The sequence below is a fragment of the Enterococcus saccharolyticus subsp. saccharolyticus genome, from assembly GCF_029023825.1.
Classification (GTDB): domain Bacteria; phylum Bacillota; class Bacilli; order Lactobacillales; family Enterococcaceae; genus Enterococcus_F; species Enterococcus_F saccharolyticus.
This window is the reverse complement of the sequence record NZ_CP118957.1, coordinates 515886-536170: the sequence shown is the minus strand read 5'-3', so window position 1 is coordinate 536170 and position 20285 is coordinate 515886. Positions and strand designations below refer to the sequence as shown.

The 20285-nt window shown below is 37.2% G+C and carries 15 protein-coding genes and 1 pseudogene; 3 read left to right on the top strand and 13 right to left on the bottom strand.

All coding sequences use genetic code 11. The features are described from left to right. Positions 1-6 precede the first annotated feature (6 nt). Complete coding sequence (locus tag PYW32_RS02785; protein WP_016175848.1) at positions 7-963, bottom strand: DHH family phosphoesterase; 957 nt, start codon at positions 961-963, stop codon at positions 7-9. Positions 964-1278: 315 nt separating this feature from the next. On the opposite strand from PYW32_RS02785, the gene PYW32_RS02780 reads away from it, so the two are divergent. After that, positions 1279-2463: an IS110 family RNA-guided transposase gene (locus PYW32_RS02780; RefSeq protein ID WP_016175061.1), complete on the top strand. Its 1185-nt coding sequence runs from the start codon at positions 1279-1281 to the stop codon at positions 2461-2463. Positions 2464-2568: 105 nt separating this feature from the next. Here PYW32_RS02780 and PYW32_RS02775 read toward each other — a convergent pair whose 3' ends face one another. The 6 genes from PYW32_RS02775 to PYW32_RS02750 form a co-directional block, all read right to left on the bottom strand. Next, entirely contained in the window at positions 2569-3900 is a 1332-nt protein-coding gene (locus tag PYW32_RS02775; RefSeq protein WP_016175849.1) for a DRTGG domain-containing protein, read from the bottom strand. A gap of 299 nt (positions 3901-4199) precedes the next feature. Beyond that, a complete protein-coding gene (gene nagB / locus PYW32_RS02770) occupies positions 4200-4901 on the bottom strand; it encodes a glucosamine-6-phosphate deaminase (protein ID WP_016175850.1) in 702 nt (233 codons plus the stop codon). An 86-nt stretch (positions 4902-4987) separates the two neighbouring features. Beyond that, positions 4988-6133, bottom strand: a complete 1146-nt coding sequence (locus PYW32_RS02765; protein WP_016175851.1) for a mannitol-1-phosphate 5-dehydrogenase — start codon at positions 6131-6133, stop codon at positions 4988-4990. Position 6134: 1 nt separating this feature from the next. Next, positions 6135-6575: a PTS mannitol transporter subunit IIA gene (locus PYW32_RS02760; protein ID WP_016175852.1), complete on the bottom strand. Its 441-nt coding sequence runs from the start codon at positions 6573-6575 to the stop codon at positions 6135-6137. Continuing rightward, a complete protein-coding gene (locus PYW32_RS02755) occupies positions 6575-8650 on the bottom strand; it encodes a BglG family transcription antiterminator (protein ID WP_275066193.1) in 2076 nt (691 codons plus the stop codon). Before PYW32_RS02755 ends, PYW32_RS02760 begins: the two co-directional genes overlap by 1 nt. A 91-nt stretch (positions 8651-8741) precedes the next feature. Then, positions 8742-10160, bottom strand: a complete 1419-nt coding sequence (locus tag PYW32_RS02750) for a PTS mannitol transporter subunit IIBC (RefSeq protein WP_016175854.1) — start codon at positions 10158-10160, stop codon at positions 8742-8744. A gap of 457 nt (positions 10161-10617) precedes the next feature. Here PYW32_RS02750 and PYW32_RS02745 point away from each other — a divergent pair, with 457 nt between their 5' ends. Beyond that, a complete protein-coding gene (locus PYW32_RS02745; RefSeq protein ID WP_016175855.1) occupies positions 10618-10890 on the top strand; it encodes a hypothetical protein in 273 nt (90 codons plus the stop codon). 117 nt (positions 10891-11007) lie between these two features. On the opposite strand, the gene PYW32_RS02740 is transcribed toward PYW32_RS02745, so the two are convergent. The 5 genes and pseudogenes from PYW32_RS02740 to PYW32_RS02720 all read right to left on the bottom strand — a co-directional run bounded on the left by PYW32_RS02740 (position 11008) and on the right by PYW32_RS02720 (position 17402). Further along, entirely contained in the window at positions 11008-12687 is a 1680-nt protein-coding gene (locus PYW32_RS02740; protein ID WP_016175856.1) for a ribonuclease J, read from the bottom strand. A 258-nt stretch (positions 12688-12945) separates the two neighbouring features. Beyond that, positions 12946-14166, bottom strand: coding sequence for a dicarboxylate/amino acid:cation symporter (locus PYW32_RS02735; RefSeq protein WP_016175857.1), 1221 nt, complete (start codon positions 14164-14166; stop codon positions 12946-12948). A 155-nt stretch (positions 14167-14321) separates the two neighbouring features. Beyond that, a pseudogene (locus tag PYW32_RS02730) lies at positions 14322-14636 on the bottom strand (MFS transporter); the annotation flags it as partial. A gap of 253 nt (positions 14637-14889) precedes the next feature. Continuing rightward, a complete protein-coding gene (locus PYW32_RS02725) occupies positions 14890-16149 on the bottom strand; it encodes an MFS transporter (RefSeq protein WP_143139826.1) in 1260 nt (419 codons plus the stop codon). 38 nt (positions 16150-16187) lie between these two features. Further along, positions 16188-17402 carry a pyridoxal-phosphate-dependent aminotransferase family protein gene (locus PYW32_RS02720; RefSeq protein WP_016175860.1) on the bottom strand — a complete coding sequence of 405 codons (1215 nt, stop codon included), beginning with the start codon at positions 17400-17402 and terminating at the stop codon, positions 16188-16190. A 140-nt stretch (positions 17403-17542) separates the two neighbouring features. Between PYW32_RS02720 and PYW32_RS02715 the strand changes: the two genes are divergently transcribed. Continuing rightward, positions 17543-19180, top strand: a complete 1638-nt coding sequence (locus PYW32_RS02715) for a PucR family transcriptional regulator (RefSeq protein ID WP_016175861.1) — start codon at positions 17543-17545, stop codon at positions 19178-19180. A 37-nt stretch (positions 19181-19217) separates the two neighbouring features. Here PYW32_RS02715 and allD read toward each other — a convergent pair whose 3' ends face one another. Next, complete coding sequence (gene allD, locus PYW32_RS02710; protein ID WP_016175862.1) at positions 19218-20285, bottom strand: ureidoglycolate dehydrogenase; 1068 nt, start codon at positions 20283-20285, stop codon at positions 19218-19220.

Sequence of the window (20285 nt, the reverse complement as noted above, 5' to 3'; positions counted from 1 at the left end):
TGTTTTTTATTGATTTTCGACAAATTCACGACATAAACGTTGAATTTCTGCGTACATTTCTTGTGCTTCATCTAAGCTATACGCATTCGCACCACTCGCTAAAGGATGCCCGCCCCCATGGTGTTGCTTCGCTAATTCATTAATCACAGGGCCTTTTGAACGTAAACGCACGCGATAATAGCCTTCTGGTTGTTCCACAAAAATCCCCCAAGCTAATACATCTTCAATCACACCAGGTAAGGGAACAATGCCTGATGTTTCGGCATCGGTGACAGCAAACTCTGCCATCAGTTCTTTGGTAAAGATAATACGTCCCGCACCATTTTCATCAATTTCCAAATTTTGATAGACATAACCCGAAAGTCGCGCCACATTTCGTGACACTTGTTCTAATTGACGATTTAATTTAGCTGCATCAAAACCATATGCCAATAATTTTGAAGCGATGGCTAAGGTATGCGCAGAGGTCGCTGGGTATAAAAATCTACCCGTATCTCCAACAATTCCTCCATATAGCAAACGCGCAGCTTCTTCATGCATCACTAAGTCATCTGGAAATAATTGCCAAAAATCAGCAATCATTTCACTACAACTGCTCGCATTGGTATTTACCCAAACCAAATCGCCATAAGGTTCATCATTCGGGTGATGATCGATTTTAATTAATTTATCACCTAAATCATAACGTGAATCACTAATGCGGGGCGCATTTGCAGTATCAGTCACAATTACTAAGGCACCTTGGTACGTTTCTTCGGGAATTTCTTGCATTGTCGCTAAGTAGTCTAACCCTTCAACGGCACCACCAACTTGATACACCTTTTTGTCGGGAAAACTTTTACGGAGAATCTCAGCTAGACCGACTTGGGAACCTAAGGCATCTGGATCAGGACGTTGGTGACGATGGATAATAATCGTGTCGTATTGTTTGATTTCATTTAAAATTTCAGTTTGTACACTCATAACGCACTTCCTTGTATATTATATTTAAGGTTTTAATCTTCCGATTTTTAGAGGAGAACCTTAGGAACCTTTTGTTATTTTTTATTTGGTATTTACTCAATTATTTGAGAAAATATACTTAATGGATTGAGAGGTAGATTGTTTCTTCCTTGAGTTTTCAAACTCGTAATCGAAAGACTAATCCCTCTCTCTGTTAAGCTGTTTACGAATGAGTTAGATGTTGAAGGCAAATGCCTTACTCCGTATCTAGAACAAGGTAGTGACGCTTTTCAGTTGAGTGGTAATCAATCCAAATTTTGTAAAGAAGGTGTGCTTATGTTTTATCTAGGTATTGATATTGGCAAACGAACACACGTCGCTTCCGTCATGAATGACGAAGGAAAAGTCCTACTTAAAGGTTTCTCTTTTGTGAATTCTTTGGACGGTACTCACGCTCTTTTAGAACGACTTACTTCTTTCTCTGATTCCACAGAGGACTTTCTTGTTGGTATGGAAGCCACCGGTCACTATTGGTTAGCCCTTTTCTCATTTCTTGATGAACAACAGTTTCTTGTTCACGTCATCAATCCCATTCAAACAGATGGCTGGAGAAAAGGAACTGAAATTCGTAAACGAAAAAATGATAGTATCGACTCAGTATTAATTGCTGACTTAATTCGCTACGGTTCATTCAACGAAACAGCTTTAGCGGACGAAACCATGTTCTCCTTACGTCAATTGACTCGTTATCGTTCATATCTTGTTGGCACAGCTGGCGACTTTAAACGAAAAGTCATTGCCATACTAGACCAAATCTTTCCTGAGTACGAAAAGGTGTTTTCAAAAGTTGGCATTTTTGGTAAGGCCTCCAAAGCCGTCCTATCTGAGTTTTCGTCTCCTGATGAATTCAATCAAGTTTCTGCCGAAACATTAGCTGAAACACTCCGTGTAGCGAGTCGAAGTCGTGTTGGACAAAGCAAGGCAGAGGCACTGAAAACAGCCGCCGCTCATTCTTTTGGTGTTCGTTTTGCTCAAGATGCCTTTGTTTTTCAATTACGTTCTATGATTGATCAACTCAGCTTTTTAGAAGAACAAATTAAACGAACAGAAGAAGAAATTGCACAATTAATGGCTTCTCTTCATTCGGTCATAGAAACCGTTCCTGGTATTGGAACTGTCCTTGGTGCGACGATTTTAGGTGAAATTGGCGATATTCAGAAATTTTCTACGCCTAAAAAACTAGTAGCTTACGCAGGAATCGATGCGTCTGTCTCAAAATCTGGTGAATATGAAGCCACTCACAACGTGATGAGTAAACGTGGCTCTCCCTACTTAAGAAAAGCACTGTTTCAAGCGGCACTCATTGCGTCCAGATGTGATCCAGTTTTCAAAGCCTTTTATGATAAGAAACGAGCAGAAGGAAAACACCATCTTACAGCGATTGGCGCTGTTTCAAGAAAGCTATGCTATATTATTCATGCCATTCTAACAAAGAATGAACCGTATGAAATTCGTCAGTAGTGAAAAAAATAATCTTTCTGAGGTTTATTTGTGATGCACTTATTCGTTATTTTTCAATCAGAAGATTTTATTTATTTTCACTTGACTTTATATAGTTAGTCTTTCTTATGGACGTTCCATTACTTGGCAGACGACAATGGCTTTGCCGACCAATGAATTTTCGATAAAAATTTCAATGTCTAATTTTGCAGAACGTCGCCCTAATTCTAAAATTTTGGGTTGTAAAATAATTTCACTTTCCAATTGAATTAAACGGAAGTAATACAGATTGACTTGCTCAATCCAAGTATTACGTCGTTGATTGGCAATCATTGTCCGCTTAGTCGCATTTGCAATGACTTCGTTTAACGCACCAAACGAAATCGTTCCTAATTCATCGACCATTTGCGGAGAAACGGTAAAACTAAATTGCGGTTGCTCTAATTTATGACCTTCAAAATCTTGTTCAATAATCCGAACTTGGTCGGTAATTTGATCAGAAATAGTATCTGAAACTTGCGGTTGACGTTGCACTAATTGCATTGCTTTCATCACGTCTTGACGTGTCACAATCCCGATTAAAGACAAATCATCGGCAACGACAGGCATGACTTCTAGCCCATCCCAAATCATTTGGTGACTAACCGAAGCGACACTCATTTCTTTTTTCACCATTCGTGGATCTTTGGTCATCACACGTTCAATTAATTGTGTACTTGATTTTTCAAAGACGTCCTTAGCAGTAACAATTCCTACCACTCGCATATTGCGATTGACGACAGGATAACGTGAATGATGCGTTTCTTCTGATAGCCGTTTGTAATCTTTGACTGTATCGGTAATCGTTAAATATTTGGTTTTATCAAGTGGCATATAAATGTCACTGACCAACAAAATATCTTTTTTAATTAATTGATCGCTCAACGCACGGTTAATCATTGTCGCAACGGTAAAGGTATCATATGTGGTACGTAAAATTGGTAATTCTAAGTCATCGGCTAATTGTTGAATTTCGGCTGTTGTATCAAATCCACCCGTAATTAATACAGCTGCCCCTTGTTTAAGAGCTAGTTCTTGTACATTTTCACGGTTCCCGACAATCATTAACGAACCTGGTGTGATATAGCGTTCCATCGCATTTTCTTTCATTGCGCCAATGACAAAGCGGTTCAAGTCTTTATCTAAGCCCGCTGAACCACCTAAGACATCACCTTCAATAATTCGTACCACTTCACTAAAGGTCAGTTTTTCAATATGTTTTTTTAATTTTCGTTCAATACGAATGGTTCCGACACGCTGTATAGTAGAAACCAATCCAATATTTTCGGCATCTTTGATTGCACGGTAGGCTGTTCCTTCGCTGACTTCTAACTCTTTGGCAATTCCTCGAACCGAAATCCTTTCGCCAACAGGTAAACTTTCAATATGTGCCAAAATCAAATCATGTTTTGTTGCCATTTTTTACACCTCGACTGTTCATTATTTGAAGCGGTTATCTTTTCACATAATAGCCATCATTTTATTTTTATGCTCACGCACTCTGTCTCGTCTGTATCTTTCACTTTTATTCCAACAAAATCCGCTTTGTTACGCATAGTTACCTCGATTTTCTCTCAAGATTCATTCAAATAAAAGATAATACAGTATAACACTTATATTGTAACAGATAATAACAGATAAAATAAACAAGAACTCTAAAAAAAAAACAGAAAAAAATCCTTAGACAACTGTTTGCCTAAGGATTTTGGTAACTATTTTTATAACTTGCTTGCTGCTGCTTCGTCGATAATAACAACAACGTCCTCATGGTTTTGTAAAACACTTGCAGGAAGATCTGTGGTTACTTCCCCATCAATCATGCCTTTCACTGCATCTGCTTTTGCTTCGCCGAATGCCATTAAAATGATTTTTTTACTCTTCATGATTGAACCGATACCCATTGATAATGCACGTGTTGGTACGTCTTCCACTTTTTCAAAGTAACGTTTGTTTGCGTTGATTGTTGATTCTGTTAATTCTACGACTTGTGTTGTTGCGTCAAATGGTGTTCCTGGTTCGTTAAAACCGATATGTCCATTTTGACCGATTCCCAATACTTGGATATCAATTGGATGCTCAGCAATAATTGTATCATAATGTTTGCACTCAGCTTCTAAGTCTTCGGCTTTGCCGTTTGGTACAAACGTTTCTTTGAATGGTTTTTCATTGAATAGGTGTTTATTCATAAAATAACGGTAGCTTTGATCATCTTCACCACTTAAGCCAACATACTCATCTAAGTTAATAGATACTTTATCTGAAAAATCTAAATCACTTGCAATCATGTAGCTGTACATTGTTTCTGGTGTGCTTCCTGTTGCTAATCCGAAAACTTCCGCGCCATTTTCGATACCTTCTTTAATAATTTCAAACGCTTTTTTTCCGCCTTCGTCCGCATTTTTTACACGAATAACATTCATGAAAAACTCTCCCTTACAATTCTTTTTGGTATATGCCAATTTTACCACCCTTTTATTGTAAAAGCAAGAATCCTTCTGTTAAAAATCTATTTATTTTTAGTATAGGCTGCTTCAATTTCGTCGATTAACGCGTCATCTTCTAATTTCGTCACTGTTTGAATGACTTCACGTAAAGGTTTTTCTGCTAATAATTGAGCTAATTCCACGCTCTCTTGGTCTTCTGGGTCACGATAATTTAAAATCATCGCTACAACTTCTAATAAATAAACATAGGACAGTTGACGTTCTTTGGCTTCACGAATTGGACGAATGAAACGTTCATCAAACCCAAGTTTACGAATTGGCGTACGCGCAACGCGAGCAATATCATCCGAAATATACGGATTTTCAAAACGATGAATGATTTTTTCTGCATATTTTTCATGCGTTTGGCGATCAAATCCCCACTTTTCAATTAATAAATCACCGGTCTCTTGCAAGACATTTTTTAATTGCATCAACACACGTTCATCAGCAATTGCCTCGCCAATTGTTTGATAACCATAGAAACTTCCCGTATACGCTGTGGTTGCGTGACCTGTATTAACAGAAAACAGCTTACGTTCGATATAGGGTTCTAAATCTTCAACGTACAATACACCGTCCAATTGCAATTCTTGATTTTTACGCTGAGTGGCATCAACAACCCATTCACTAAACGGTTCAACAGAAACAAACAAAGGGTCCTCATGATGTTGAATCGGTACAATACGGTCAACTGCTGCATTAGGAAAACCAACCAATTCTTCGACATAAACGAGATCTTCTTCACTTAAAAATTCTTTTACTTTTGAAAATAAGAATTGACTGCCGCCAATCATATTTTCACACGCAATCACATCAAGCGGTGTCGTTGTTTTTGCTTCATGACGTTTTTGAATTCCTTTGGCAATCAATTCCGCAATAAATGGTAAAATATTGGGCCCAATCGCTGTCGTTACAATATCAGCCTGGGCAATCGCATCAATCACGGTTTCTGGTTCTGTTTGGTTATTCAATCCATTCACGTTTGTGACCGCAATCCGTTCTTTGGCTTCACTTGCCAATTCAATTTCATAAGCTTTTCTCTGTCTTAACGCATCAATAATCGTTGCGTTAATATCAACAAAATCAATGGAAAAACCATTGTTAAACAAAATTTCTCCGATAAAACCACGTCCAATATTCCCGGCGCCAAAGTGAACTGCTTTCATCCTATTCAACCTCCTCAAGTAAGGAAATAATTTCTTCAATAGAAGAAGCACTCACTAATTTCACCACGTTATCCACATCTGAACAGAAAATCGCAATTTTTTGTAAAATATCTAAATGCTCGTTGTCCACACCAGCAATTCCAAAGACGACCATCGCTAATTTTTCTTCATCAGAATCAGTGCTAAAATCAACACCTTGAGGGACTTGAATAATTGAAATCCCGCTTTTTTTCACGTATTTTTTCGCTTCATCGGTACCATGCGGAATGGCAATAAAATTTCCCATATACGTTGATACTAAATTGTTGCGGTCAATCATCGCATCGACATACGCGTCATCGACACAACCGGCTTCTACTAACAAGCGCCCACTTTCACGAATCGCTTCCTCTTTTGTTGCGAATTCCTTATTTAATAAAATCATGTCTTTTTCTAATTGCATTATTTTTCCTCCTCTATCTCTCTTATTTCATTGACAAAAAGAGAACTAATTAATTCATAAATAATTTCTTTGGTTTCATGTTGATAAATATCCATATTCAAATCGCTTTCGATAATCGAAGCACTAATCAACCCTAGTAGTTTTTCTTCTGCAGGGGTCATAGGTTCTGGTGCTAACATTAATAGCACTCGGGTCAATGCCATTGGTTTACGATCCATGCCTAATACAGGAATCGGTGAAGTCAAATCAAATATGCTAAAATAAGGGCCTTTGACATACGGATTCGCGCTATGAAACAAGGCCAAATTCGTTCCTGGGATACCGATTGGTGCTGTTTGATGTCGATTTAGTACGCGCTCACAGACCTTTTGGGCATCTTCAACGATAACTCCTTCTAATTCATCTATCATCTGTTGAATCGTTGCTTCTAACGTTTTATCTGTTTGCACCGTTTTAATATCAAATTGGGTCAATAAATCGTTACCGACTTTCATAATTTCATACACATGATCAAAAGAGCCTTCCGATTCTTTCGAGACAATCGTTGGTTGGGCGCTTTTTGACTCAAAACGTTTTTCACGAATTTCTTGTTTAATTTTTTGAATCTCATCATCCAGTAACAACGGTGAAATCAATTTATAAGGCAAGGTAAAGTCGGGTAAGAAAATAGTCGATAAAATCAAATCAAATTCTTTGTAATTGACATGACTCATTTGCGAAATTTTAATCACTTGAATATGGTCGATTTCCGGAATGTATTTCCGCAAGCGACTTTCTAAAATTTTGGCTGTCCCAATACCACTGGAACATAAAACTAGGGTTGAAATCGCCTTTTTAGTTGGATTACGTTCAAGTGATGCTGCAAAGTGAATCACGATATAGGCCAGTTCATCATTGGAAAAATGTTCTTTAGGAAATTGTTTCGCAAGTGCCAATTGAATGGCCCGCGTCAGGTCGTCGTATTGCACCATGACTTTGTCTAGTAACGGATTGTTTGCTAGTTGCACTAAATTATCCATTCGTTTAAAAGCTGCAGATAAGTGTGTCAATAAGTCATAATACAACGTGTCATCGGCTCGGAAATCAATCTGCGTCATCTCCGAAACAAAGCGAATCACTTCGCGAACTTGATACGACAACTCCACATCAAAACTTTCTAAAAAGATATTTTGCGGTTTCTTATAATTCACACCTTCCAATTGACGAGCAAAGAAAACATGTTCTTCTTTTGGCATCTGTAAGCCGTGTTCTTCCACATTTGCCATAATTTGTTCTGCTAACGCATAGATTTCAGCCGATAATTGACTTTGGTCAATTGGTGGTGTTAATACATGATTCGTTTGTACTCGATCAATTGATAATGCTAAAATCGTTACAACTTGTTGCACTTGATTGTCTGTCACTTCTAAAAATAATTCATTACGTTTCTCCAAAATCACAGTCTTCGCAATGTAAAACGCTTGTGGCGTAATTAAATTCAAGAAAAAGTTCGTTGTTAATTGCTCGGATGTCGTGGCTGTAAGTAACGATAAATAATGAAAAAATTCATATTCACTTACCCCGCTATAAATGGTATTCCCTAGAATCTGTCGGCGTTCGTATTCGCCTCCTGTAATGATAATTCCTCTTGCTTTACGGCGCTCCAAGGTCAAAGAATATTCATGCAAGCTTTCTTCTACCACTTGTAAATCCGCATGAATCGTACTTGCGCTAACTTCAAAATCAATGGCCAATCCTTCAATCGTTTGTTCCTCATCTGCTAAAAGAAGACTAGAGACTAACGCACTTTGACGATGAATATTATCTAATGGCACTTTTTCATCGTCTTGCACCAATTGTTTAATCTCCGTTAACTTTTCCGTTTCACCAATTAAACGGTAGCCTTTGCCACGTGGCTTCACAACTTGAACTTCCATCGGTTTCAAGCTTTTTTCAATACTAGATATTTCGCGATACAACGTCCGTTTGCTAATTTGCAACATATCTTGCAATTCTTGAGGAGTGATCCCCTCTGTATATTCAACTAATAGCTTTAAGATTTGTTTTTCCCGATTCGAGAAATACAAGTTATTCACCTCCTCTAAAAACAGCGAAAAGCAGCGAGTTGTCTCCCTGCTTTTCGCCCCATTTTCAATCAAGTAGCGAGCGAGCAGCTAGCTATGATAATTACTGTTCTTTCATTCGATTAACCACTTCTTCGTAACGTGGACTATTCATGAAGTTTTCAACTGTCACAAAGTCTGAAGAAGGTGCTTTTTGTTTCGCACGTTCATACAATTCAACTTGCGTTACGATTAACGTATTTGGTTCATCTTTTAGATTATTAATTGCTGAATTACTTACAGGAACATCGACCCCAGCTTTTTTAATCATGTTTCGTAAAACTGAAGCTCCCATCGCACTTGATCCCATACCGGCATCACAAGCGAAGATAATCTTATCAATTTTCTTATCAGCAGTTGGTGCAACAACTGTTTCTTCAACAATGACTGCTTGACCTTTGCTTTCAGCTTTAGCTGAGGCAACTGCTGCTTGCGTTGCTTCAAATTCATCATCTGTTGAACGATCTGCTTTCAAGATAATCATTGAAATTAAGAAGGATACTACCGCTGCAACTACTACCCCGGCAATGACTGGTAAATGCCCGCCTCTAGGTGCCATTCCTAAGATTGCAATAATTGATCCTGGTGAAGCAGCTGCTTGTAAACCAGCGTTTAACAATTGGAACATAAATGTTCCTGAAACCCCACCACCGATTACAGCTAAGAATAATAAAGGTTTCATCATCACATATGGGAAATAAATTTCGTGAATACCACCAAAGAATTGGATAATTACCGCACCTGGTGCTGAAGATCTTGCTGAACCTTTACCAAATAGTGTATACGCTAACAATATACCTAAACCTGGACCAGGATTCGCTTCTAATAAGAATAGAATTGATTTTCCTGTTTCAAGCGATTGCTCTGTTCCTAACGGAGTTAAGATACCATGGTTAATCGCATTGTTTAAGAATAGAATTTTAGCTGGCTCAATGAAGATATTTGCTAATGGTAACAAGTTCGCATTAACGATAGCTTCTACACCATTTCCCATCATAGTTGTTAATGAACTAACAACTGGTCCAATACCGTAAAAGCCTAAAATAGCTAAGGCAAAACCAATCAAACCTGCTGAAAAATTATTGACCAACATTTCAAAGCCAGCGCGAATTTTATCTGAGAATAAATCATCAAATTTTTTCACACACCAACCACCGATTGGCCCCATAATCATAGCGCCGATAAACATTGGTACTTCCGATCCGACAATAACCCCCATTGTTGCGATTGCTCCGACAACGGCTCCTCGTTGTCCATGAACCATGCTTCCGCCTGTATAACCGATTAATAATGGCAATAAATACTTAATCATTGGATCAACCATTGTTGCTAATTGTTCGTTTGGCCACCAACCTGTTCCAATAAATAATGCTGTAAGAACACCCCATGCAATAAAGGCACCAATGTTCGGCATAACCATGCCACTTAAATAACTACCAAAACGTTGAACTTTGGCTTTCAATCCTTTTTTCTCTGCCGCCATGTCATTTCTCTCCTCTCAATAAATAAATTATTTTTCTTTACACACTTAGTGTAAGTCACTTTGGTAGGGTTTTCAATTCTTTCTATATAGAGGTTTGGCACACTACTTTGTGCCACTATTGTATGTGAAAAATAACACGATTATCTATTGGTGGTTTCCTTCATCTAACAAATAAAAAGTACAACTACCTCATAGGGAATCGTAACCTTTTATTAATTTAGAAAGAACTGATTCGCATGAAAAATAGTATTTAGTTAAAAAACTAAATGAAGAAGATTTACAACTTGGTCTGGCAACCAATACTACGATTCCATTAAATACGGTATATTGCGAGAAGAATTAATGACTGAGCATCCACTCTGATAACACGTACAAAACTTCGTGTACTTTCAAATTATGGTATAATAAAAGAAAGCGCTTTAAAAATATCGTTTTATTTAAAGCTAGGAGTGATCATATGAAAAAACTATCTATGGTGAATGTTATTGGTGCTCTAGCAGTTTTCTTGATGGTATGGCTTCCACCCACTCGCGTTTTTTTGACAGATATGGAATTAGGTACGCCGATCACGATTATTCTTTCATTATTATTATCTACAAGTGCCATTGGAACATATCAAAAATATCAACAAAAAATCGATATTGTTTCATTGTTTATTAGTTTAAGTCCGATTATTTTTATTGCTCTCGTTTTAATTATCGCGTTATTAAGCGAATTGTTCACGCTTTGACTACCGACAAACATCTTTATATAAGAAAATACCTGATGAAATCTGTTTTCACACATTGATTTCATCGGGTATTTTCATCTTTTCGAGTAGCCCCTGTTAACGTTTAAAAAGGACGACTTATCTTCTTCTATTGCGTTGACTTGCTTCCATAATAACTGGCAAAATCACTGGGCGACGTTTGGTCTGTTCAAATAGGTAACGACTTAATTGGTCACGAATATCTTGTTTTAATTTGCTCCATTCAAAATCATCTTCATGGAGATGTTTCTCAACAATTTGTTCAACCATTTCGCCACCTTCACGAATCAGGTCACGACTAGCTTTTACATAGACAAATCCTCGAGACGTAATTTGTGGTTTTGAAACAATGCGTTTTTCACGACGATTAATCGTGACTACCGCCACAAAAATCCCGTCTTCTGATAATACTTTACGATCTTTTAAGACAATATTACCAATGTCACCAACACCTATCCCATCAACCATCACATTATCGGCTGGGACGGAACCAGCAGTTGTTAGTTCACCTTTGTCATATTCTAGAACATCTCCACGTGCCGTGATAAAAATACGATTCAATGGCAAGCCAACTTCTTGTGCTAAATTCGCATGTGCCGCCAGCAAGCGGTATTCTCCTTGAATTGGAATAAAGTATTTAGGTTTCATTAAGTTCAACATCAACTGTAAATCGTTCGGACTAGCATGTCCAGAGACGCGTAAGTTATCAGAGATATTTTTCACAGTTCCCCCCGCACGATAGATAATGTCTTCTGTTTTCGCCACAAAAGTTTCCATCGCAATCGTTGGTGTCGTTGTGATATAAACCAAATCGCCTTCTTTAATGCGTAGCGTACGATGCGCACCACTGGCCATTCGTTGCAAGGCTTTGATTGGTTCACCCATACGTCCTGTTTCTAAAATAACTAGTTGATCGTCATCATAGTTTTTCATTTCTTTTTGTGTAATTAAAATATCTTCATCAGGAATTTCCAATTTGCCTAATTTCATCGCCGTGCGAATAATTTTGCCAAAGTCTTGTCCTGTCAAAGCGACTTTACGTCCTGAACGATGCGCAGCATTCATCACTTGTTGAACGCGTTGTAAGTTGCTTGCTACACAGGCAACAATAATCCGACCTTCCCAATAACGAATCGTGTCATACACTTCATCAGCGATTTGTGCTTCAGACGCAACTGTTGCAGGATTTTCTGCATTACTTGACGTGCTTAATAAAGCTAAGACGCCTTCTTTGCCAATTTCAGCTAAACGGGCAAAATCCGTTTGATACATCGGTACTGCTGCTTGGTCAAATTTGAAATCTCCCGTATAGACAATATTACCAGCCGGTGTCTTTAAACTAATACCGACAGAGTCTGGAATGGAATGTGTCGTTGGAAAGAAACTAACTGTTGCCGAACCAAAATCAATTTCTGAATGCACATCAATGACATGGAATTCTTTAAACTTTTTCGTTGGTTCGTAACGTTGAACAGTTAATTTTGCTAATTCAATCGTTAATTTTGTCCCAAAAACTGGCACTTGAATTTTTTCTAAAAAGTACGGTAATGCACCAATCGCATCTGCATGGCCATGTGTCAAAAAGACCCCTGCTACACGATCAGCATTTTCTTCTAAATACGTAAAATCAGGAATCACCGTATCAATTCCTAATAGTTCATTTTCTGGATAGCGTAGACCACAGTCTAACACAAAAATATCCTCTCCCACTTCAGCGATGTACAAGTTTTTTCCATTCTCACGGACACCACTAAGGGGAATAATTTTGATTTTACTCAAAATTTTCACCTCTCAATTGTTTATATTTACTACTTCTTATAAGTATGTATTGTTATGGTTAAATAAGGAACACGTTCATTATTATCTCATTCATTATACACCACATTTTACGAAAATCGCAGTGTTATATCTTCTACCGATACCAAAAGATTCTCTTATAGTATAACATAACTTCTATCTCAAAAGAGAACCTTCCTTGGAAACTGAAAAAAACAGCTAATTCCATCACAGAAATTAGCTGTTGGTTGACTTACTCACTTATTTTTTGCCATTAAACACGTCGTAATCAATTTCATTGACTGATTTGGCAACGACAATTGCTGAATAGACATCGGAATTTACATTTAAAATCGTTCGTAACATGCCCACAAACCATTCGACCCCTGCAAAAATAGCAATACTTTCAATCGGCAAGCCCATTTGCGGTACAATAATCGCTAATGAAACGAGACCAGCTCCAGGAACAACTGCATTGGCTAGCGAAATAATCGTTGCCGCAATTGCTACATAAATCATTTGTGGTAAATTAAAGTCCATTTGATACATTTGTGAAATAGTCATAACGGTAATTGCCATGTGCATCGCTGAACCGTTGCTGTTCAGTGACATCCCTAAAGGCAAAACTAAATTCGTAATGCGATTACTCAAACCTAATTTATTATGCGTTTCGTCCATTGCTGTTGGTAACGTAATTGCCGATGACGTTGTTGCCAAAGCCATGATCGACATATTTTTCATATTTTTGATTAGACGTAGCGGATTAACACGAACATAAAACGTGATAAACGTAATCCACAACCCTAAAAATAACAACGTTGCTAACGCATAAACGCCTAGATAAGACAGTAATGATAAAATAATTTCTGCACCTAAATTACTAATCGTTGAAGCAATTAATGCAAAAATCCCTAATGGGGCAATAATCATGACATAACGAATAATCATCAAAATAACTTCATTAAAATCAATGATGGTTTGCGCAAGTCCTGATTCTGGATGTTTGCTCATAAATTTATTTAACGCAACACCAAAAAATAACGCAAAAACAATGATTTGCACAATCGTGCCACTCGATAATGAATCAAAAATATTGGTTGGAACAAAACCTAAAAATGTCTCCGAAAACGAAATTTCTTTCGCTTCAATGGTGACATCTTTTACCCCAGTTAAATTCGTCCCACTTCCAGCATTAAAAATGACCGCCATAATAATGCCCCAAGTCGCTGCTAATAATGACGAACAACCAAAAACAAAAATGGTTCTGCCACCTAAATTAGTTAATTCTTTCGATTCAATACTTGCAACTGCTTGAATAATTTGTCCTAAAATCAATACGGGAATAGCCATTTGCATCAAACGTAAAAACAAATCGCCGACAATTTTCAAGTTCGCTGCAATTGCTGGAAAAATCATCCCAACGGCAATCCCTAACGCTACAGCAATAACAATTTGTGTTGTCGTTGATACCTTCTTTGTCATAAATTCTCCTCTCTAGAGTTCATCTTAACATTCAAATTAACCACCTTAATTTAAGATGGTCAATTTAAATATTAGTAGTAGTATACACTATTTTTTTCGAATAACTCGACTACCTTTGATTTTTATCTTGTCACGGGTTCATTTTCTTTTGCTAAAATAGCAAATGTGACTAAACCGATTAGCAATAAGATACAAGATAAGTAGAAACCAACTTGCATGGAACCAATCGAATCTGCTAAATAGCCGGTAACATACGGAATCTGGGCAACTGCATAAGTCAGAAAGAAAATACTGTTTGCTAAACCTAATTGAGTATTACTTAAACCAAATTCTTCTCCTACTACACCCATGATTGGGTTAAAAATAGTTCTTGTGGCATATATTAAAATCCAACCAACAAAGAAAATCGCTACGACTTTAATCCAATAACTGTTGCTAACAACCACACCTTGCTTTTTTACATGATCCATGCTCTCTCCTTATTTCTTTTTTTAGTCAACACTTTCAAAGGAGTTTGATTAGACACCTATTTCTTTTATGCTCTTTTCCCTCCAATCATTTTTTTATCTTGACTTTATCCTAACTTTTAAAGAATTCGTTTACAATGGACGGAAATGTAAAAATTTCTGGTTTTTTTATCCAAAAAGCGAAAAAACCGAACGATACAGTCAATCTGCTAAACGCAACTCACTCATCGTTCGATTTTATTTTAACTATAATATTTTAGGCTTGTTTCGTTTTTCTTAGATTGGCCAATAAGAATAAAACTGTACCGACTACTAATAAAATGACTGAAATATAAAAGCCCATTTCTTTTGAACCCGTCATATCAGAAATTGATCCTGTTAAACGAGGAGCAATCACCGATGACATCATTCCGAAGAAGTTAAACACACCTAATGTTGTCCCGACACCAACTTTCGGTGCATTTTCACCTAACCAAGAAATAATAATTGGTTCAACGGCTAATTTCCCTAAGAATCCGTATAAGATTAAAGCAATCAATAAGAATACTTGGTTCGTTGCTTGTACAGTGATTAATAGCATCGCTGCTGCCAACAATTCTAACACCACGATAAATTGAATTTTCTTGTTCATGTATTTATCAGCTAAACGACTGAATAATAACGCGCCTGGAATAGATGCAAAGGCAACTAATGAAGCAGAGAAACCAATTGCTACGCCTTTAAAACCACGTTCTGTTCCTAAGAAGTTTGGTAACCACGTAACTGTCATATAATAAGCGTAACATGTTGCAAAATACAACACGTATGTGAACAACATTCTTGGTGCAAATAAACGTTTAAATGATACGTCTTCTTTTACTTTTTCAGGTGCAGTTTTTGCTTTGGCTTCTAATTTTGCTTTTTCAATAAACGCTACGTCGTCTTTGTTGCCACGAATAACCAATGAAAAAGCAATTAACATACATACGATTAATGCAACTGAAATGTACATCATCGTTTGCCAAGGCATTTGCATTTGAACAACTAGTAAACTTGAAAGAATCAAACCAAAACCTGAACCGATTGCCGAACCACTATTAACAATGGCTGTTGAGAAACTTCTTTTGGCTTGTGGAATATTTTGTGACGTTAATGAATAGGCTGCTCCGTAGAATGACCCACAACCGATTCCGGCTAAGAAACTACCTGCATAAATCATACCAATACTTGATGCTTGAGAAATTAAAAATGCTGCAATGCCAAATAATACAAATCCTGGAAGTAAGACTTGCTTCTTCCCAATTCTATCAACTAAAAATCCTGCAGGAATCTGCATGATAACATAGCCTAAAAAGTAAAAACTTGAGATTGATCCTAAGGCGCTATCTGAAATACCTCCACCTAATGAATCGTTAATTTGTGGATATACTGGCGCTAATGCTGAGCGGTAAATCCAAATTGTTACCCATCCTGAACAAAGTAAGATGATTATTTTTTTCCAGTATTCCATACCAGAGTTAACTTTTTTTGTTTCCATGCTTTTTCCTCCATACATGTAAAGTAAGTCCTTTACAATTAATTATTCTCATAAATTACTAACGCTGCTTTGACTGCTTCACCTTGCTTAATTGGTGCACCATAATACGTTAAAGCACCTTCTAAGGCAGTTAATACGTGTAAGACATTTTCATGACGACTGCTGTACCCCATGTTCCCAATACGCCATAATTTTCCTTTTAAATCACCAAATGACGAAGCAATTTCAACACCAAATTGATTTAGTAATAATTCGCGAACCGCTTCACCATCACCAACACCATCAGGAATCATCACAGGTGTCACTGTTGGCATTTTTGTTGATAAATCACCATAAAAACCAAGGCCCATTGCTTGAATTCCTGCAATGATTGCTTTGTCATTTAACGCATGACGAGCGTAAACATTTTCTAGCCCTTCATTAATAATTGAACGTAATCCTTCATGTAAGGCATAAACCATACTTGTTGCTTCGGTGTGATGATTAATGCGTTCTGAACTCCAATAACGTTGCAATTGGCTTAAATCTAAATAGTTACTAGAAATATGATTGTCATTGCGGTCGTCTTTACTTAGACCTAGTTCTTTTTGGTAACGAGAATTCAATACAGCTTCTACTCGATCATTGTAAGTCACCAAAGACATCCCTGCTGGTACACTTAAACATTTTTGGGTCCCACCAATCGCAATATCGACACACCACTCATCCACATGTAATGGCACACCACCGTATGTGGCAACCATATCTACAACGAAGAACACATCATTATTCCGACAATGTTGCCCAATTTTATCAATTTGTTGCATTTGACCATTGGCTGTTTCACCATGAATCATCGCCACAATTTTTGGTTGAAACTCATCAATGGCATCGATCACCACTTGTTGATCAAATGTTGCGGTCCAATCTTTTTCTAAATACATGATTTCCGCTTTTGCGCGTTCAGCAATTTCACCTAATAGATACGCAAAACGGCCATAAGCTGGAATCAACACTTTGTCTCCTGGCTCAATCAAAGCAATCAAAGAGGCTTCTAAACCAGAACGAGATGTCCCGTCAATGGCAAAAGCTTCTTTATTGGTGGTACCAAAAGGCAATTTGATCATTTCTTTGACATTGTCCATAATTGTCAAAAATGCTGGGTCAAACTGTCCTAAAATACGAGAACTCATTGCTTTTAGTGCAACAGGGTTTGCCTCAACGGGTCCAGGTGTCATGATGGTTCTGTGGGGAATTACTAGTTCTGAAAACATATTATCTCTTCCTTTTCTTTTTTTTTGAAAAATAGTCTTATCACTTCCGCACAACTTATGACTAAAATTAGCCATTTTATACAAAAATGAATTGAGTCTATTCTCCTTTTTTTATATAATAGCCAAAAGGAGATGTTGTTGTGAAAACCTTAATCGATTTGTTAGCGATTCCTCGCTTTACAAATTTAACATTATTGACAAATTCCGTAGATGCAACGTGTGAAATCGAGAGTGTCGAGATTACCGAAACGCCAGATATTGCGCACTATATTCCTGAAAAAACCTTTATCTTAACAACGGCGATGATTTATAAAGAGAATCAACAAGAGCTTTTAACATTAATCGATTCGTTGAAAGAAAAACAAGCTGCTGGTTTAGGAATTAAAGTAGGGCGCTTTATCGAAGCCATTGATCCTGCTGTCATTGCGTATGCCAATCAAAAAAAACTGCCAATTGTCCAAATTCCTAGTACGATTCCTTTAGGTAGTTTGTTGCATCAATTGTTAAATTTTTTGCGGTATACCAAAACAGAACAACTCAGTTACGCATTAGATATTCAAAAACAGTTTTCTGATATGTTGGTAAATGATGTCAGTTATGAGCGTTTCATTGACAGTTTTGGCGAACTTGTCAATGCACCAGTTATCTTATTAAATCCCTATAAAAAGATACTTGCTTGCTCGAAACATTTTACAAAAATTACCACTTCGCCAGATTATTACGTCAAACAATTGTCGCAAGAAAACATTGTATTGACTCAAAAGAAAGCAACGTCTTTATTGATTGAAGATTCCAAAAATAAAAAGTTGCAAGTAGCGTATTATCCTGTCGAGATTAATAGCTATTTTCCTCATTATCTGGTGATTTTGAATCCTGAACAGATTCCTTATCCAGTTTCTGATTTTGCCATTGACCAAGCAAAATTGGTCTTGTCATTCATGTTGTACAAAAATCAAAAGATTCAAGAATCCTTGGAACACTTAAAAACTGATTTTTTAACGCGTATGATTGAATATCAACAATCTTCTTCAACAAAAGAACGTGACTGGCTTGATTTAGGAACAAATTATGGTTTAATCAAAGCACGCCATTATCGTATCGTGTACATCGCATGTCATAGTAACGATTCAGAGAAAATTCGCTACAAAGAAGAAGAAAGTCAACTTACTTTTCAGTGGTTACAAGAAGCGCTTGATCCTCGTATTAAAGATATGAGTCTCTTTAAAATCAAAAATACCAATCATTTCGCCTTACTGATTCAACACAAGTTAGATGACGTTGAAACAATTTTACTAGCCATCGCCAATGAATTTAAAAAAATTGTTGGTATTCAACTAGTATTTGGCATTGGGAATATTTACGATAATATTCAACAAGTAGCTAAATCATTTATTGAAGCACAAAATGCGTACAATGAAATGCTACTTGCTACCATTGATTTCGAGAAACCACTCACTTATTATCAACCACGCGGAATGCGAAACTTATTTGAAAAAATTAATATGACGGATATTCACTATTTTTGCGAAAGTACACTGAAAGAATTGGCGTATCCTTCAGAAGACTCTTTCATCGAACTACGGAAAACACTCAAATGTTATTTAGACTTTCAATGTGAAATAGCTCAGACGGCTAAAGCATTGTTTGTCCATCGAAACACGGTTAAATATCGTATCGAACGGTGTTCACAACTCCTTGGAAAAGACATTCACGATTCAGTCACTAGTTTAGATATTCGATTAGCATTAGAATTATCTGAAGAGACACAAGATCAGTGAGTGTTAGGAGAACAAGAAAATTCTTGTTCTCCTTTTTTTATTCTTTTTCAGCAAAGGCGTTTGATCCACCATATTGATTGAAATGAATCGTATCACTCGTTAAATAATCATAAATAGCCGTTGCAATTGGAATCCCATTTGCCATATAATTTTCGAAGTTTAATTGATTGATCTCTCCTGGATAGTAAACTTGTTTAAAGCCTTCTGCTACAGGAATAGCGTGTAAATCACTAACCATTGTCTCGATATTTTCTTTAAATTGCTCTAAATCAGTGAAACGTTTTGGATCAATCAAAATGAAAATTTGACCTAAGTCACGTCCTTTAGTTAAGTCGTTATACATAGAGGAAACATTTTTGCCAAAAGGTAGACCTAATAACATCCCCGACAAAATATCGACCATCATCATCAAACCAAAGCCTTTTGGTCCAGCAATTGGTAATAATCCATGTACATCGTGAGGATTGGTCGTTGGTTTCCCTTCACTATCCACTGCCCAAGTATCTGGAATATCTTTATTTTTAGAACGAGCATCTAAAATTTTGCCCCACGCTTGGACGGTTGTCGCCATGTCAAAAACGACCGGATCGCCCACTTTTCTTGGTGCCGCAAAAGCAATCGGATTGGTGCCAAAGTAGTTTTCTTTGCCACCAAATGGTACAACCATTGGATCGGATTGACACATTGAAATAGCAATTAAATCTTGCTCAGCCGCTTTTTTTACATAATAAGAAAGGGCCCCACTATGACTCATTCGACGGACACCAACAACCGCGACACCTGATTCTTTGGCAACATCCATCGCATATTCTAAACTCTTTAAGGCCACAAATTGCCCCACGCCATTTTCTCCATGAACAATCCCTGTACTTGGACCCGTTTTTTCAAAAGTAATCTTCGGCTCAAGCGTTACGCCACCTTTGGCAATGCGTTCGGCGTAATAATCAACACGAACTGCGCCATGTGAGTGAATACCATTGGCATCCGCAAACACCAAATGTTTGGCAACTTCATTGGCATGCTCTGGTTTTAAACCAGATTTTTCTAATTTTGTTTGAATTAATTGATGCAATTCTTTCGGTTGAACAATAACTGTTTCTTCCAT

Excerpts from the sequence above, each read along its gene's own strand:
- PYW32_RS02785 (WP_016175848.1), bottom strand. The coding sequence starts at position 963 with ATGAGTGTACAAACTGAAATTTTAAATGAAATCAAACAATACGACACG.
- PYW32_RS02780 (WP_016175061.1), top strand. The coding sequence starts at position 1,279 with ATGTTTTATCTAGGTATTGATATTGGCAAACGAACACACGTCGCTTCC.
- PYW32_RS02775 (WP_016175849.1), bottom strand. The coding sequence starts at position 3,900 with ATGGCAACAAAACATGATTTGATTTTGGCACATATTGAAAGTTTACCT.
- nagB (WP_016175850.1), bottom strand. The coding sequence starts at position 4,901 with ATGAATGTTATTCGTGTAAAAAATGCGGACGAAGGCGGAAAAAAAGCG.
- PYW32_RS02765 (WP_016175851.1), bottom strand. The coding sequence starts at position 6,133 with ATGAAAGCAGTTCACTTTGGCGCCGGGAATATTGGACGTGGTTTTATC.
- PYW32_RS02760 (WP_016175852.1), bottom strand. The coding sequence starts at position 6,575 with ATGCAATTAGAAAAAGACATGATTTTATTAAATAAGGAATTCGCAACA.
- PYW32_RS02750 (WP_016175854.1), bottom strand. The coding sequence starts at position 10,160 with ATGGCGGCAGAGAAAAAAGGATTGAAAGCCAAAGTTCAACGTTTTGGT.
- PYW32_RS02745 (WP_016175855.1), top strand. The coding sequence starts at position 10,618 with ATGAAAAAACTATCTATGGTGAATGTTATTGGTGCTCTAGCAGTTTTC.
- PYW32_RS02735 (WP_016175857.1), bottom strand. The coding sequence starts at position 14,166 with ATGACAAAGAAGGTATCAACGACAACACAAATTGTTATTGCTGTAGCG.
- PYW32_RS02725 (WP_143139826.1), bottom strand. The coding sequence starts at position 16,149 with ATGGAAACAAAAAAAGTTAACTCTGGTATGGAATACTGGAAAAAAATA.
- PYW32_RS02720 (WP_016175860.1), bottom strand. The coding sequence starts at position 17,402 with ATGTTTTCAGAACTAGTAATTCCCCACAGAACCATCATGACACCTGGA.
- allD (WP_016175862.1), bottom strand. The coding sequence starts at position 20,285 with ATGGAAGAAACAGTTATTGTTCAACCGAAAGAATTGCATCAATTAATT.